Annotated in this window: 13 protein-coding genes; 1 reads left to right on the top strand and 12 read right to left on the bottom strand. The window is 53.3% G+C overall.

Features of this window, described 5'->3' with window-relative positions:
• Nucleotides 1-152: 152 nt before the first annotated feature.
• The 12 genes from PsAD37_RS26695 to PsAD37_RS26750 all read right to left on the bottom strand — a co-directional run bounded on the left by PsAD37_RS26695 (nt 153) and on the right by PsAD37_RS26750 (nt 13,572).
• Nucleotides 153-1,337: a citrate synthase family protein gene (locus tag PsAD37_RS26695; protein ID WP_063298659.1), complete on the bottom strand. Its 1,185-nt coding sequence runs from the start codon at nt 1,335-1,337 to the stop codon at nt 153-155.
• Nucleotides 1,338-1,418: 81 nt separating this feature from the next.
• The gene (locus PsAD37_RS26700) at nt 1,419-2,432 is read right to left on the bottom strand and encodes a DctP family TRAP transporter solute-binding subunit (protein ID WP_063298660.1); all 1,014 of its coding nucleotides are present in this window, start codon (nt 2,430-2,432) and stop codon (nt 1,419-1,421) included.
• A 152-nt stretch (nt 2,433-2,584) separates the two neighbouring features.
• Nucleotides 2,585-3,985 carry a TRAP transporter large permease gene (locus tag PsAD37_RS26705; protein ID WP_057460816.1) on the bottom strand — a complete coding sequence of 467 codons (1,401 nt, stop codon included), beginning with the start codon at nt 3,983-3,985 and terminating at the stop codon, nt 2,585-2,587.
• Between the two features lie 5 nt (nt 3,986-3,990).
• A complete protein-coding gene (locus PsAD37_RS26710) occupies nt 3,991-4,623 on the bottom strand; it encodes a TRAP transporter small permease (RefSeq protein WP_063290431.1) in 633 nt (210 codons plus the stop codon).
• A 121-nt stretch (nt 4,624-4,744) separates the two neighbouring features.
• Nucleotides 4,745-5,746 carry a DctP family TRAP transporter solute-binding subunit gene (locus PsAD37_RS26715; protein ID WP_063298661.1) on the bottom strand — a complete coding sequence of 334 codons (1,002 nt, stop codon included), beginning with the start codon at nt 5,744-5,746 and terminating at the stop codon, nt 4,745-4,747.
• Nucleotides 5,747-5,925: 179 nt separating this feature from the next.
• Nucleotides 5,926-7,293 (bottom strand): sigma-54 dependent transcriptional regulator, encoded by a 1,368-nt coding sequence (locus tag PsAD37_RS26720; protein ID WP_063298662.1) that lies wholly within the window; start codon nt 7,291-7,293, stop codon nt 5,926-5,928.
• A gap of 1 nt (nt 7,294) precedes the next feature.
• On the bottom strand, nt 7,295-9,124 hold the full coding sequence (locus PsAD37_RS26725; protein ID WP_063298663.1) for an ATP-binding protein: 1,830 nt from the start codon (nt 9,122-9,124) through the stop codon (nt 7,295-7,297).
• An 88-nt stretch (nt 9,125-9,212) separates the two neighbouring features.
• Complete coding sequence (modC, locus tag PsAD37_RS26730; RefSeq protein WP_063298664.1) at nt 9,213-10,280, bottom strand: molybdenum ABC transporter ATP-binding protein; 1,068 nt, start codon at nt 10,278-10,280, stop codon at nt 9,213-9,215.
• Nucleotides 10,273-10,977 (bottom strand): molybdate ABC transporter permease subunit, encoded by a 705-nt coding sequence (gene modB, locus PsAD37_RS26735; protein ID WP_063298665.1) that lies wholly within the window; start codon nt 10,975-10,977, stop codon nt 10,273-10,275. The genes modC and modB overlap by 8 nt, the downstream gene beginning before the upstream one ends.
• Entirely contained in the window at nt 10,974-11,762 is a 789-nt protein-coding gene (gene modA / locus PsAD37_RS26740; RefSeq protein ID WP_208992106.1) for a molybdate ABC transporter substrate-binding protein, read from the bottom strand. The genes modB and modA overlap by 4 nt, the downstream gene beginning before the upstream one ends.
• A 243-nt stretch (nt 11,763-12,005) precedes the next feature.
• The gene (locus tag PsAD37_RS26745) at nt 12,006-12,893 is read right to left on the bottom strand and encodes an NAD(P)/FAD-dependent oxidoreductase (RefSeq protein WP_063298666.1); all 888 of its coding nucleotides are present in this window, start codon (nt 12,891-12,893) and stop codon (nt 12,006-12,008) included.
• A gap of 190 nt (nt 12,894-13,083) precedes the next feature.
• Nucleotides 13,084-13,572 (bottom strand): RidA family protein, encoded by a 489-nt coding sequence (locus tag PsAD37_RS26750; RefSeq protein WP_063298667.1) that lies wholly within the window; start codon nt 13,570-13,572, stop codon nt 13,084-13,086.
• Nucleotides 13,573-13,716: 144 nt separating this feature from the next.
• On the opposite strand from PsAD37_RS26750, the gene PsAD37_RS26755 reads away from it, so the two are divergent.
• Complete coding sequence (locus tag PsAD37_RS26755) at nt 13,717-14,403, top strand: YafY family protein (protein WP_063298668.1); 687 nt, start codon at nt 13,717-13,719, stop codon at nt 14,401-14,403.
• Nucleotides 14,404-14,529: the final 126 nt, after the last annotated feature.

Below are 14,529 nucleotides of genomic sequence, written 5' to 3' on the forward strand. Positions count from 1 at the left end.
TTTCAGATAATCAGACAAAATAATCGATATAAATTTCATTACAGAGAAAGAACATAACATTATCAATTTTACGCTAGGAGATCATAGAATAGCCCCTAGATACACGCCTAGGTTAAAGATCAAAAAAATTAACTATTCAACTGACGCCTGCTTTAGGTCGGACGAATACCAACATATGCAGCGCGCGGACGTATTTGTTCTTGCATTTGATACTGTTCGAGCGTTTGAGCAATCCAGCCGCTAATTCTTGAAATACAAAACAAAATTCCTGCAGAATTTTTTGGTAAGCCCAAAATCTGCTCCAAAAGTGCTAGTGGAAAATCCACATTCATGTGCTTTCCGAAAAGCTCACGAGATCTTTCCAGCAACGGTGGAATCAGTTCAACAAGCGGGTGATCCAGCTCACTTTGCATGAGTTTGTCTAATAGAAATTCGCCCCTTGGATCAGGCCCACCGTATACGGAATGCCCAAGTCCCGGCAGATATTCTCCGTTCATACATCGCTCTTGCAACACGTTCTCTATATCGTCAACTACATGAATGTGCTTCAGCCAACTCAGCACACGCTCTGCGTTTGTTCCATGTCTGGGCCCCATAAACGCCCCAAGTCCGGAAACAAGAACAGCATGCAGCGGCGCCCGAGTCGAAGCAGCACATCTCACCGCATATGCGCTGGTGTTGAGCTCATGGTCCGCACACAAAACAAGCGTCGCACGGATCAGATCGATGGCCTTTTCATTCTTCACACCCCATGCCTGCGCAATCTGTCTGTGCATCGGCTCAGTGCTCGGCGCTTGCATCAGCAAAGCACTCGCTGCAAGGCGAATGAGGCTCGCCCCTTTCCGCTTGAGCAGCTCCTGAGACAGCGTGTAGGCCGCGCTGTCTTGTTCCGGCCAGGAACAGAGCGCCACAATCGCGCGCTCAACTGGTCGGCGGTGCCCGTTCACCACCTCGACGGCATCTGGAGCAGGTTGAGCAAATGGATCATTCTCACAATCCCACAACAGCGTAGCTACACTCTCAAGCGTCCCAGCTTTTGCGAGTTCCAATGCAGACTGACCACGATAATAATGCCCTTCATCTGTCAAAAGCGTTAGCTTGGTCTCAAGCACGCCCTTGGCAGCAGCACTACGCGATTGCCCTTCTCGCTCCTCAGGACCTTCTCCAGCCCGGCGACTTCTCAGGAAGCGAATGTCTGATGCATCATAAAGCCGCGTCCGCCCCGGCCCCTGAACAGAACGGATCAGCCCACGGCTCACATAAGCGTAGAGCGTGGCTGGGCGTACGCCCAACTCATTGGCAGCTTCTTTGGCAGAAAGATAAATAACTTCAGACATCGCACACCTATCACATGATCAACATTGATCATACGAAATAGACGTACTCACACAATAGCTTTCAGACCGATTAAAAGTCCATCAGTTGTTCTTGGTCACATTAGCTGCTTCTGCGGCATCAATCAGATCCTTGCCGATCTCATCTTCAAACTCGCCCCATACAGGCCGCATCACATCCGACCATTGTTGCCGCTGTTCTGGCGTCAGCTCACGGACGGTGTAACCCGCATCAACAATCCGCTGCCGGTTCTCTTCGCTCGTCTTTGCAGCTTGCCCGTTGGCCTTTACCAGCGTTTCTCGGAAGATAGTCAAAAACTGCTCCCGCAAATCAGGCTCCAGGCTTTCCAACCACTCCTTAGGCGCAAACACAACATAAGCCAGCAGCTGATGGTTGGTCTCAGTAATCCCGTCCTGAACCTCAAAGAAACGCGAGGTGAAGATATTGGACCAGCTGTTCTCCTGCCCATCGACAACTCCCAACTGCAAAGCCCCGTAAACCTCTTTGAACGCAAGCTTCTGCGCACTCGCCCCCATCGCCTCAATCATCGCAACTGCCACATCAGAGTTTTGTACCCGAAACTTCAGCCCTGCCCCGTCAGAAGGCACAAGCAGCGGCTTATCAGCAGAAAAGTGCTTTAATCCATCAAAGAGGTACCCAAGCCCAACAACCCCAAAATCAGACATGACACCGAGCAATTCCTGTCCTTTTTCACTGGCAGTAAATCGCTGCACCGCGTCCATATCCTCAAACAGGAAAGGCAGGTCAAAAAGCCGGTACTTGTTGGTGTAGACTTCCAGTTTTGAAAGAGAGGGCGCAGCCAACTGCACATCACCCAGTATCAGGGCTTCCATCACTTTCTCATCATCATAAAGCTGGGAAAAGGGAAACACCTGCATACATGCCCGGTCATTCATCTCGGTGTTCACCCGCTCTGCCAGCATGCGCGCAAAATCCCCTTTGGGATGCCCTCTCGGTGGCACAACATGGCTGAACTTGATGACGACTTCACCAAGCTTACAGTCAATCTGGGCAAATGCAGGTGCGGCAAAGACAATGCCCAGAGCGAGAATTACGGCAGTAAATGCTCTCCTCATCAGCTCCTCACGGCAACATTAAAGTACCCACCTATTATCGCAGTTTACCCCCAAAATCCGCCTAAGCTATTGCGGCGCATTTGCCTCGAATAAGCAGCAACAAAAAAGCCGGAGCAAATGCCCCGGCCTTTCAAAACATATCTTGGTGCCAGCTACCTGACGATAACCTCTGGCCCCATCATATAGGTCGGCAGCGCCGTGGAGAGCCATGGCAAGTACGTGACCAATACGAGGAACACCAGCAGAACCATCACAAACGGTGCAGCGGCACGCACCACCTGCACCAGACTCATACCCGTTATGCCCGAGGTCACAAACAGATTGAGCCCGATAGGCGGTGTGATCATGCCAATCTCCATGTTCACCACCATGATGATACCCAGGTGAATTGGATCAACGCCCAGCTCCACAGCAATCGGGAACACCACAGGCGCCACAATCAGCAGCAAACCGGATGGTTCCATGAACTGACCACCAATCAGCAGGATAATATTGACGGCAATCAGGAAGGTGAACCAGTTGAAACCCGCACCTAACATCCAGTCGGTAATGACCTGCGGGATACGCTCAGCAGTGAGTGTGTGAGCAAAGAGCAGCGCATTCACGATGATGAACATCAACATAATCGTGGTCTTACTACTCTCAACCAGCACCTTGCGGGTATCCCGGTGGAAGAAAGCAGGGAAGAAGTAAAGAACACTCAATCCAATATTACGGACAATTGCCTCAAGCAGTCCTTCACCAGACTTACGCCATTTCTTGTCCTTCAGCGGCCCCATATCACGATAGATGAACAGAGCAATCAGGCACGCATACACAGCTGCCACAGCCGCAGCTTCTGTTGGTGTAAACACACCTGCGTAAATACCGCCAAGGATGATCACAATCAGGAACATACCAAACGCAGCTTCAGCAAACGTGGACCACAGCACCCTGATGCTTGGGAACGGTTGCGCAGGCAGGTTTTTCTTGCGGGCGATAATGTAGATCGTCACCATCAGCATCAGACCAGCAACAATGCCCGGGATGACACCCGCCAGGAACATGCGCCCAACAGAAACGTTGGTTGCAGCCGCATAAACAACCATCACGATGGAAGGCGGGATCAGAATTCCCAGCGTACCAGCATTGGCGATGATGCCTGCAGCAAATTCCTTGGAGTAACCAGCCTGACGCATCGCAGCAATCGCGATGGTACCAATCGCAACCACGGTCGCTGGAGACGAACCAGAAAGCGCAGCAAAGATCATACAGGCCAGCACGCCAGCCATAGCCAGACCACCACGCACCCAGCCAACAGTGGCCACAGCAAAGTTCACAATACGGCGAGCAACGCCGCCAGTGGACATGAAGCTGGAAGCCAGAATGAAGAACGGGATCGCGAGCAGTGTAAAGTTCTGCGACGCATTGAACATCTGAATGGTCACAGAGCTCATAGAGTCATGAGAGAACAATGCGATATAGAGAACGGAAGACAAGCCAAGCGCAATCGCGATTGGTGCCCCGATAAGAAGCAGCCCAAAGAGCAGCAAAAAGAGAACAGCGGTTTCCATTGGGCTTAGTCCTTCAGCACGTCTTTGTTTTCTTCAACGAGCTCTTCAGCTTCGTGCGCGGCAATCATCGTGTCGCGTTGGCCAGTCAGAATGAACCAGCACATCTGCAGCGACCGGAAAGCCAGAAGGGCAAGACCGATTGGCAAGATGACATAGCCCCACCACCGCGGAACACGCTCTTTCACGCCAAACATCTCCTGATACCACTCAGGAAACTTCAGATCTTCCATGCCGATTGGAAGCTTGTAGTACTTGGCAACGTAATCAAACGCACCGCCGGAAGACCCGCGGTTATCAAGCCCAAGCAACCAGCCAAACCAGTCTGCATCAAACAGCAGCGCCGCATACAGCAACGTCACCAGCGCACCAATCAGCCCGAAGGTGCGGAAGACCGGTTTCGGAAACAGGCGGATGAAAGCATCAACGCCAAGGTGCGAGCCAATTTTCAGGCCATAGCTCATGCCGAAAAGAATAAGCCATGCAAACAGCACGCGGGTGAACTGTAGCGCGCCACCCCAACCCGAGTTAAAGCCGTACCGCATGACGACCTGCCAGAAGGTGACCAGCGTCATCACCGCAAGGATAGTGGCGATAAAGCCTTCTTCGAAAGCATCTATTATTTTATTTAGTCGAGACAAAGCGCCCTCCCCCAACAGCACTCTCATTTCTCAGTGTGTTGCGGCACGGAGAAAGAAACCATTGTGGTTTTTCAGGGTCTGCCCGACCAATAGCCGGACAGACCTATCAAGATGTATTGGATTAGTTGTTTGCTGCGACGGCAGCGTCGATCACATCCTGACCGATGTCATCAGCAAACTTGCCCCATACAGGCTTCATCACGTCAACCCACTGCTGACGCTGCTCCGGTGTCAAACTGCGAACTTCTACACCAGATTCAATGATCTTCTGCTTGTTCGCTTCGTTGATAGCGGAACTACGAGCGTTCGCATCGTTGGTCACTTCGGTGAAGATAGTGATGAACTGGTCGCGAATTTCTGGATCAAGGCTATCAAGCCATTCCTGAGAGGTCACAGCAAGGTAAGACAGCAGCTGGTGGCTGGTTTCTGTAATACCGTCCTGAACTTCAAAGAACTTCTTGGTGTAGATGTTGGACCAGGTGTTTTCCTGACCATCAACAACGCCGGTCTGCAGCGCGCCGTATACTTCTTTAAACGCAAGCTTCTGCGCGTTTGCTTCCATTGCTTCAATCATCGCAACAGCAACGTCAGAGGTCTGAACGCGGAACTTCAGGCCAGCAGCATCAGCAGGTGTCAGCAAAGGCTTGTTGGCGGAGAAGTGCTTGATGCCGTTGTAAACGTAGCCGAGACCAACAAAGCCGATGTCAGACATCGCGCCCAGCAGTTCCTGACCTTTTTCACCCTGCGTAAAGTTGTTCACTGCATCCATGTCGGAGAACAGGAACGGAAGGTCAAACACACGGTACTTGAGTGTGTAAGCTTCGAACTTAGCAAGAGAAGGCGCAGCGATCTGAACATCGCCGAGCAGCAGAGCTTCCATCACTTTGTCATCATCAAACAGCTGGGAGCTTGGGAAAACCTGCATACAGGCCTTACCATTCATCTCAGTGTTGATACGCTCTGCCAATGCAGTTGCAAAGTCACCCTTTGGGTGGCCGGTCGCAGACACAACGTGACTGAACTTGATAACAACTTCACCCGGATCACACGCTTCAGCAGCAACGGCTTGAGTAGCGGTGAACATGCCAGCTGCAACTGTGGCAGCAGTAACCAATTTCTTCATAGTATCCTCCCAGATGGAACGGAGCGAAGCTCCTCGCGATACCAAAAGCAATCTGCGTGCCAGTTTTAATACTATTAGTATTTTCAGCTACTTACGGATATCTACCTAATTATTCGATTTACATTTGTTACGAATAAGTAACATTGACTACTCAAAGATGCGTCGAATTCGACACATTTCTATTCACCAATCTCATCCTTCCCAAGCCCGTATTTCTTCATCTTCTCATAAAGCGCCTTGCGGGAGACGGACAGCGCTTCATAGGTCGGTTTGATCTTGCCATCGTTCTTCTCAAGTTCAGCAGCAATAATATCGCGCTCATAGGTGCTGACACGTTCTGCCAGCGTACCACTCTGCGGGCCCGCAACTGCAGCAGTCGTACCAGCGGCCTTTGGCTGACCTTCCAGCCCCAGTACAAACCGGTCCGCCACGTTGCGCAGTTCACGCACATTTCCCGGCCACTCCCGCTGCATCAGTTCACCGAGAAACTCCCTCGAAATTTCCGGCACTTCTTTCCGATAACGCGCCCGCGCCCCACGCGTCAGATAGTGGAACAGCACCGGAATATCCTCCAACCGTTCTCGGAGCGGCGGAATAGCCAGCGTGATCACGTTGAGGCGGTAAAACAAATCCTTCCGGAACCGCCCTTGGTTGGAGGCCGCTTCCAGATCTTCCTTGGTCGCAGCCACAAAACGCAGGTCCAGCGGAATGGATTTATTCGACCCAAGACGCTCAATCGTCCGCGTCTCAAAAACCCGCAGCAATTTCACCTGCAAGTCGAGCGGCATGGACTCAATCTCATCCAGAAACACCGTCCCGCCATGCGCATGCTCCAGCTTGCCAATCCGCAGGCCACTTGCACCGGTAAAGGCGCCCTTCTCATGCCCAAACAACTCACTCTCGATGATATCAGCAGGCAGCGCTCCGCAATTCAACGCCACAAACGGTCCATCTTTGCGCAAGCCTTCTTCATGCAACGCACGAGCAACGACCTCTTTACCAGAACCTGTCTCACCCAGAATAAGCACATCCGCATCCGTACCAGACAGCGCGGTAATCGTACACCGCAGCTCTTCCATGGACGGGGACTTGCCAACAATGCGCTCTTCCAGACCTGAGAGCTTGCCCAGCTCCTCACGCAGCACGCGGTTTTCCAGCGTCAAACGGCGCTTTTCCAGCCCACGCTCCACAACGGCAACCAGCCCGCTAACCGGAAACGGCTTCTCTTTGAAATCATAGGCCCCGGCCCGCATGGCTTCCACCGCCAGCGGCACATCACCATGACCGGTGATCAACACCACAGGCAACGCACTGTCGATCTCGAAAGCAGCTTTCATCAGATCAAAGCCGCCCATCTTGGGCATACGGATATCGCTGACCAGAACGCCATAAAACTCATGCGTGATATGCTCCAACGCTTCTTCAGCGCGAGAAAACGACACTACATGATAGTCGGCCAGTTCCAGCCCTTCCACCAGCGCTTCACGCATATCTTCGTCGTCATCGACCAGAAGAATGGTGGCTTTATCGATCGCCCATACGTCCATACTAAACTTCTTCTTCCTCAAGATCGCCGGAAGTCTCCGTGGCATCCTTCAGCACAATCACAAAGCATGCGCCGCCAAGCTCAGACTGCTCATAGCGCAACTGCCCTTCCAGATCCTCGATTATCTTATAGGCAATGGAAAGGCCAAGCCCCAATCCTTCACCCACATCCTTTGTGGTGAAAAACGGATCAAAAATGCTCGCAACAACATCCTCTGGCACGCCTGGTCCATTGTCTTCAAAGCGAATGACCACCTGCTGCTCATAATGAGAAACTGAAATCCGGATACATGGTTCAGCCTGCACTTTCATGGCATCCAGCGCATTGCTCATCAGGTTCATCAGCACCTGTGCAAGCCGAACTTGCCCAGCCAGAACCTCAATGGATTTGTCGTCCTGCACCACCTCAGTGTGCACGCCCATCTGCTTGCAACGTGGCCCCGTCAGCATCAGCACTTCACCAACAACGGCAGAAACCTTCACCGGAACAAGGTCACGTCCCGCTTTACGGGTGAACCCTTTCAGGATCTGACTGATCGCCGCCATCCGCTCCACCATGGCAACAATCTTGCCCAGGCTCTTCAGTGCGCGGTCTGACTTGCCTGTCTCAATCAACACCTGAGCGTTTTCGGAGTGCGTGCGGATCGCACCCAGCGGCTGGTTGAACTCATGAGAAAGCGCAGCAGACATTTCGCCCAGTGTTGCCAATTTGGCAGATTGCACCAGACTGGCTTGCGCCTGTTGCAAGCCTTTTTCTGCAGCTTCACGTTCTTTCACTTCCTGTGCCAGCAAAGCGTTCATGGTGGAAAGCTCACGGGTACGCTCATGCACGCGCTCTTCCAACCTCGCCGCATAAACCTTGTCCTGCCGGATACGTTCCAGCAAACGCCGCCGCCGCTCACCCGCCATCCAGAACAGACCACCACTCACAACACACAGCAGCAAAGCCACCAGCGCCGCCCAGATGGACTGTTGCCGAACCTGAGAGGTATCGGCAAACAACACCACCTTCCAGTTCAGCACAGGCAGCTCCTGCTCAATCATCTGGAAGTTGGGTTTGTTGAAAGGTGGGCTTAATCGCACAAGCTGGAAATCCAGATCATACCAGCGCTGCTCAATCACCCCATTGAGAGTAGCAGACACACGTCCGCGTCGCGTTGTACGCTGTGCAAACAACCGCTCTCCGCGCCAACTGGATTGGTTGGTGGCAACCACAATGCCGTTCTGATCCACAGCAACAAGGCGATCCTTTGAAAGCGCCCAGGATTGCTCAACCCCTTCAAGGCTCACACGAACCGCAATAAAGCCGTAGTCGTGCTCCCCCTGCCGAACCGGAGCGATGAACACATAGCTGGCAGGCCCACCACTGCGGGAAAGAACCAATTGCCGCCCAAGACGCCCCTGCTGCGCAGCTTGCAACGCATCCGCATAAGAGGACATGCCCTGTTCCGCCATACTGGCGTTGTCGATCAGGTTGGACGCAACAATCTGGCCGTCAGGCTTCTGGAACCAGACCTCCTGCGCGCCAGACATCCCTGCAATTACCTTGGCAACATTCTGCCCGCGCTCATGTTCATCATTGGCAAGGATCTGTACGATGTCAGAGCGCCGCGCCAACAACGGTGGCAGCAAGCGATATTTATCGAGGTACTTCTCAAGCCCTGCCGCCTGCACAGACAAAGTCGCCTGCCCACGCGTTTGCAAGTCAGCCATATAAAACTGGCTGCTCAACTGCATCGCGACCCAGGCCACCACAAGCGCAAACACAGCAAACGTCACCAGTGCAACACTGGAGACCCGCTGCCATCGCTCAGATCTGCTTGTCCTGTTCACGTCGCTTGTCCGGTTTTGAATATCGTCGTGATGCCTCCCAAGACATCACCAAATGCGCCTAATCACTTACGGTGTAACCCGTGTTCGTTCACTGGTCTAGCGCAACACTTTTGATCAAAGCAAATACCTGTTGTCCGGCAGCCAGCTGCAACTCATGCACAGAATGGCGTGTCAGCCGCGCCCGCAAATGCTGCTCTCCAACACGGCAGTCCACCTCGGCATATGGGCCGGAGGTCTCCGTAATGCCTTCAATCACGACAGAAAGCACATTGCGGATGGAAGCTTCATCTGGCGCTTTACGCGCAAGAGCTACATCCTTGGCCTTGATGCGAACACGCGCATCCTGCCCCACGTTCCCCAACTGCCCCGGAAGCTGCAATGCCTGCCCTTCCAAACCAAACTCGGTGATCTGCCATTGCTCATCGTAATGGTTCAGCGTGGCAAACAGCAGCGAGCCCGCGTCCGGCCCACTCGCCAACTGCGGCAGTTCCAGATTGCTCAGCATCTGCGCAATCGGTCCATGCGCAACCACATTGCCAGCGTCTAGCAACACCAGCGTATCCGCCAGTTGCTCAATCTCACCAAGGCTATGGCTCACATACAGCATAGGAATGCCGAATTCGTTCTTCAGCTTCAGAAGATACGGCAGGATCTCCGCTTTGCGCGAGGCATCCAGCGATGCCAGCGGCTCATCCAGCACAAGCAGCTGCGGATTGGAAAGCAACGCCCGCCCAATCGCCACACGCTGCTTTTCGCCGCCGGAAAGCCCATGAGGCCGGCGCTTCAGCAAGTGAGAGATCCCCAGCAGCTCTGCAATCTCACCCAGACCAACAGCAGATTTCCGCCCCGCTGCCCACTGGCTATAAAGCAGGTTCCGTTCCACATTCATATGCGGAAACAGGCGGGAATCCTGAAACACCATGCCCACACCGCGCTGCTGAATTGGCATATTGATGGAAGCTGCCCGATCAAACACAACACGCTCGCCCAGCGCAATGCGTCCACTATCCGGCGCGCTCAAGCCCGCAATCATGCGGATCAACGAGGACTTGCCAGCACCGGACTTGCCGAAGATTGCCGTTATCCCGCTGTTCACCGCAAACTTGGCGGAAAGCGAGAAATCACCCAACCGGCTGGCAACATCAACCTCAATCATGCTGACCTCCCAACTTGCGGGAAAGGCGACGCGAGATCACCTCAGAGAACACCAGAGCACCAATGGAAACCACAATCGCAATCACCGTCAGGCGGATTGCTCCCGCATCACCGGAAAGGCTTTGCATCTCCGTATAAAGCGCCAGCGACAGCGTCCGTGTCTCTCCGGGAATGTTGGAGACAAACGTAATCGTCGCTCCAAACTCACCCATCGCCTTGGCAAACCCAAGCACCGCGCCACTCAGGATACCCGACAGCGCCAATGGCAGCGTAATCAGCAAAAAGGTTCTGATGCGCGACGTCCCCAGCGAATGCGCAGCTTCTTCCAACTGCCCATCGGACAACTCAAAGGAAAGCTTTACAGGCCGAATGATCAGCGGAAACGCCATAATCCCCGCAGCCAACGCAGCCCCTGTCCAGCGGAAGGCAAACACAATGCCAAACACATCAGCAAAGAAGCTGCCCAACATGCCCTGCCGTCCAAACAGCACCAGCAGCACATAACCGGTCACCACAGGCGGCAGCACAATCGGCAAATGCACCAAGGCATTCACCAGCGTATAACCGGGAAACTTCCAGCGGGCGAGAGCATAGCCGAGCAGTATCGCAGGCGGCAGCGCAATCGCAATTGCGAGGCTCGCAACCTGCAGCGACAGCTGGATAGCCGCCCATTCTGCATCCGTCAGATAAAAGCTCAATCGCCGCTCACTTTGAAACCATGAGCCTGAAAGATCTTGCGCCCCTCAGCACTCTTCAAAAATTCCATAAACCCTTCGCTAGCCTTGGAATGGCCAGAGGTCAAGGCACCCGGAATAACAATAGCACGATGACTGTCCTGCGGAATTTCCGCAAGCACCCGCACACCTTGTTCCACTTTTGCGTCAGAAGAATAGACCAGCGCCATTGGCACTTCCCCCCGCGTAGCGGCTGCCAGAGCAATACGCACGTTCTCCATTGGAGCCACCCGATGCACCACACTCTCCCACAAACCGAGATTGCTCAGAGCTTCTTTGCCATAACGTCCGGCAGGCACCGTCTCCGGCTCTCCCATCGCCAAACGCCCATCCGCCAAAGCAGCTTGCAACACCTCTGCATTCAGCTCAACCGCCTCAGCGCCCAGCGCATCTGAGCCAACCAATACTAGCCCGTTGGAGGCCAGATCCACCACACTGTTATCCACCAGCACGCCATTCTTCACAGCATACGCCATCCACGCATCATCTGCCGTTACCAGCACATCAGCAGGCGCACCAGCCACAACATGGCGGGTTATGGTCTGCGAACCTCCAAAGGAGAACTCTGTCTTGGTGTTATGGGATTGATCAAACTGCGCGCCAGCATCCTCCAGCACATCTTTCAAGCTGGACGCGGCAAACACCAGTATGCGCTCCGGCTCCTGCGCAAACGAGCTAGCCCCGCCGCCAACAACCAGCGCGAGGCTCACAACAACTGCAGAAAGAAAACGCCAGATACCAGTCACCACCAAGACACTCCATTTCGCGAGTCCAGCTTGAACTATAAGGACCTAACCCACCCGAACCACTGACTCATATCAAGGCCCACGTGGGTTTCGTCAAGCGTATTCATTCTCTAAGCCGCAACAGCTCCTGGCTCTCTCACCTTTTCAGCCAAGTCTTTCAGGTTGCGATTCCCAAAGTGACAGCACCGTCTGCCTCCTCCGCGAAAGCTCAGTCAAACAGGTATCTCGGAGGTTGCACCTCACCCCTCAAAGACTGGGATCAATCAATGACCGATGCACCTGCATTCCGGCCCAGACACCATCACCAACGGCAAAGGAGATTGAGTGCGGAACGCGCGCAATATCACCACAAGCAAAAATACCGCGCACAGTCGTCTCTTTGAACTCAGAAGTCACAAGCTGTTGCCCCATAGGGTGATCCTCCAGCGCACAGCCAGCCGATTGAGCCAAAGAGTTGGGTGGATATGTGTTGGAGACAACAAAAACAGCGGAGAACTCAAGTTTACGGCCATCCTCAAGCACAATATCAGCGGTGCCGTCTATGCGGCTGATCCCAGTATCTTCAAGAGTAACGCCTCTACGAAGCAGATGTGCTCGTTGCTCATCCTCCAGTGAAGACGCACCATTGGTGAAAAAGGTCGTTGGTCCCCACTCCGGCATAATCTCAGCCTGATGCAGAGAGACGGGATTGAAGGCAATCACAGCGATTGGTCCGTTGTTCAGCTCGTATCCATCGCAATACGGACAATGCAAAACCGATTTGCCCCAGCGCTCAGCCAAACCCGGAATATCGGGAAGCTCGTCACAAACACCTGTCGCAAACAAAACCCGATGAGATGTGAAGTCCGCGCCCATATCGGTGCAAACACGAAACATTCCAATCTCACCAGAAATTTCCTGAACCGTCCCCGTATACCAAGTGAGCCCCGGATAGGCATCAAGTTGGTCTCTCGCCTGTTTCCATATGTCATCAGGCCTCACCCCATCCTGGCCCAGAAAACCGTAGGCATGCTTGGCAAAGCGGTTCCGTCGCTCACCTGCATCAATCACCAGAACAGATCTGCGAGCACGCAACAATTGCAAGGCAGCAGCCATTCCGGCGTAACTCCCCCCAACCACAATCACATCATGCATCCTCAGGCCTCCTGCTGCTGGCGTTCAGATATTCGTCTCGCTCATCGCGCGCCGAAAACACTCTGGCAATGATGCCTCAACTTCTGCAAAGGCATCATTAAACGCAGCAAAAGGGGTTGCCCTGCAATGAACTTGGGGACTTCATCGCAGGGTCTCACGCATCCAAAAGGAAGCGCATCCTTTGCAAAAGCTATGGAAGGATAACGACCGCTTCCACTTCAAACAGCATCGGGTCAATTGCCAGCTTGGGTACAGGAACCAGCGTCTGTGCTGGCAGCGTTTCTCCAAACATCTCAATGACATTTTGTGTCAGCACGCCAAGCTTCGATGGATCATGGTCAACCACATAGACGGTAAGCTTGGCAACTTGAGCTGGTGTGGCATCAAGTGCATCAAGCACCTTTTTCAGATTTGCATATGACTGCTTAACCTGTACCGAAAAATCAGGCGAATAAGCGCCTTTGTCATCGGCACCACCTTGCCCGGAAACATAGGCAACCCGTGCGCCAGCTGGCGCTACCACGGACACGCTGTAGCCATGGGCAGATGGATCATAAAGGCTCTGAGGATTGACGATAGTGAGTTTATCCGCAGTTTCAGCAACTGAAGCAGTGGTTGAAAAAGTAGTAGACATTGCGAGGAGACCTCCGATTACAAAAATAGTCTTTAAGTGCGACATGCCGGTTTCCCTGACCAGTTTCATGGAACTTGATGTGTTAGCTCTATGCTGCACCTAAATACGAAGGAGCTCCTGACAATTCTTGTCAGCATGGTTATACTTAAACTCAATCATGCGTAGACATGTTGAAACTGGAGACTGTTCGTGAGCCGCTCTGACCGCCTAATTCGCCTAATGCAAGTCTTGCGGCGATTGCCCTCACCAGTGACGGCATCAAGGCTGGCTTTGGAAATGGAAGTCTCCCAGCGCAGCATCTACCGAGACATTCAAAGCCTTCGGTCCTCCGGCGCAATCATTGATGGGGAAGCAGGCTTTGGCTATACGCTGACAGAAGACCCCTCATTGCCACCAATGCATTTTGAAGCCGACGAGGTGGAGGCGTTGGCTCTTGGCCTGCATACCGTCGCCAAACTCGGCAACATAGAATTCACGTATGCAGCACAAAATGCTTTGGTGAAGTTGGAAGCAAGCCTTCCGCAAAGCATGCGCCAGCGATTGCGGCATGCAACCGTCGGCAGCCACATCTTGCGCAACACGCCCACATCTGAGGCGGACTTCCCCGGTCTTCGCGAAGCAATCTGGAATGAACAGGTGGTGTCTCTGAATTATCTGGATCTGAAAGACCGCCTGTCAAAACGCAAAGTCTGGCCGCTCACCATCTACTTCTTCAGCGAAGTGCAGGCTCTGATCTCCTGGTGTTGTTTACGAGAAGATTTCCGCATGTTCCGGCTGGACCGGATCCAGTCAGTCGAGTTCCTGGAAGAATCCTTCCGCCCCAAACGTGTAGGCTTGTTGCGCGATTACTTCGAGCGCGAAAAAGAATGTGAGTAACCACAGAGCCCAGTCAGACCACGTCTAAGCTGCCACCGCATTTTTCTGGTCCTCACACCTTGGGGCTGATGTGTCCCACTGCACAAAACCAATGGTGACCAAAACACCGGCAGCTTCTCCTTTGTT

The sequence above is a fragment of the Pseudovibrio sp. Ad37 genome (assembly GCF_001623075.1).
Classification (GTDB): domain Bacteria; phylum Pseudomonadota; class Alphaproteobacteria; order Rhizobiales; family Stappiaceae; genus Pseudovibrio.

Excerpts from the sequence above, each read along its gene's own strand:
- PsAD37_RS26700 (WP_063298660.1), bottom strand. The coding sequence starts at position 2,432 with ATGAGGAGAGCATTTACTGCCGTAATTCTCGCTCTGGGCATTGTCTTT.
- PsAD37_RS26695 (WP_063298659.1), bottom strand. The coding sequence starts at position 1,337 with ATGTCTGAAGTTATTTATCTTTCTGCCAAAGAAGCTGCCAATGAGTTG.
- PsAD37_RS26705 (WP_057460816.1), bottom strand. The coding sequence starts at position 3,985 with ATGGAAACCGCTGTTCTCTTTTTGCTGCTCTTTGGGCTGCTTCTTATC.
- PsAD37_RS26745 (WP_063298666.1), bottom strand. The coding sequence starts at position 12,893 with ATGCATGATGTGATTGTGGTTGGGGGGAGTTACGCCGGAATGGCTGCT.
- PsAD37_RS26715 (WP_063298661.1), bottom strand. The coding sequence starts at position 5,746 with ATGAAGAAATTGGTTACTGCTGCCACAGTTGCAGCTGGCATGTTCACC.
- PsAD37_RS26720 (WP_063298662.1), bottom strand. The coding sequence starts at position 7,293 with ATGGACGTATGGGCGATCGATAAAGCCACCATTCTTCTGGTCGATGAC.
- PsAD37_RS26750 (WP_063298667.1), bottom strand. The coding sequence starts at position 13,572 with ATGTCGCACTTAAAGACTATTTTTGTAATCGGAGGTCTCCTCGCAATG.
- modC (WP_063298664.1), bottom strand. The coding sequence starts at position 10,280 with ATGATTGAGGTTGATGTTGCCAGCCGGTTGGGTGATTTCTCGCTTTCC.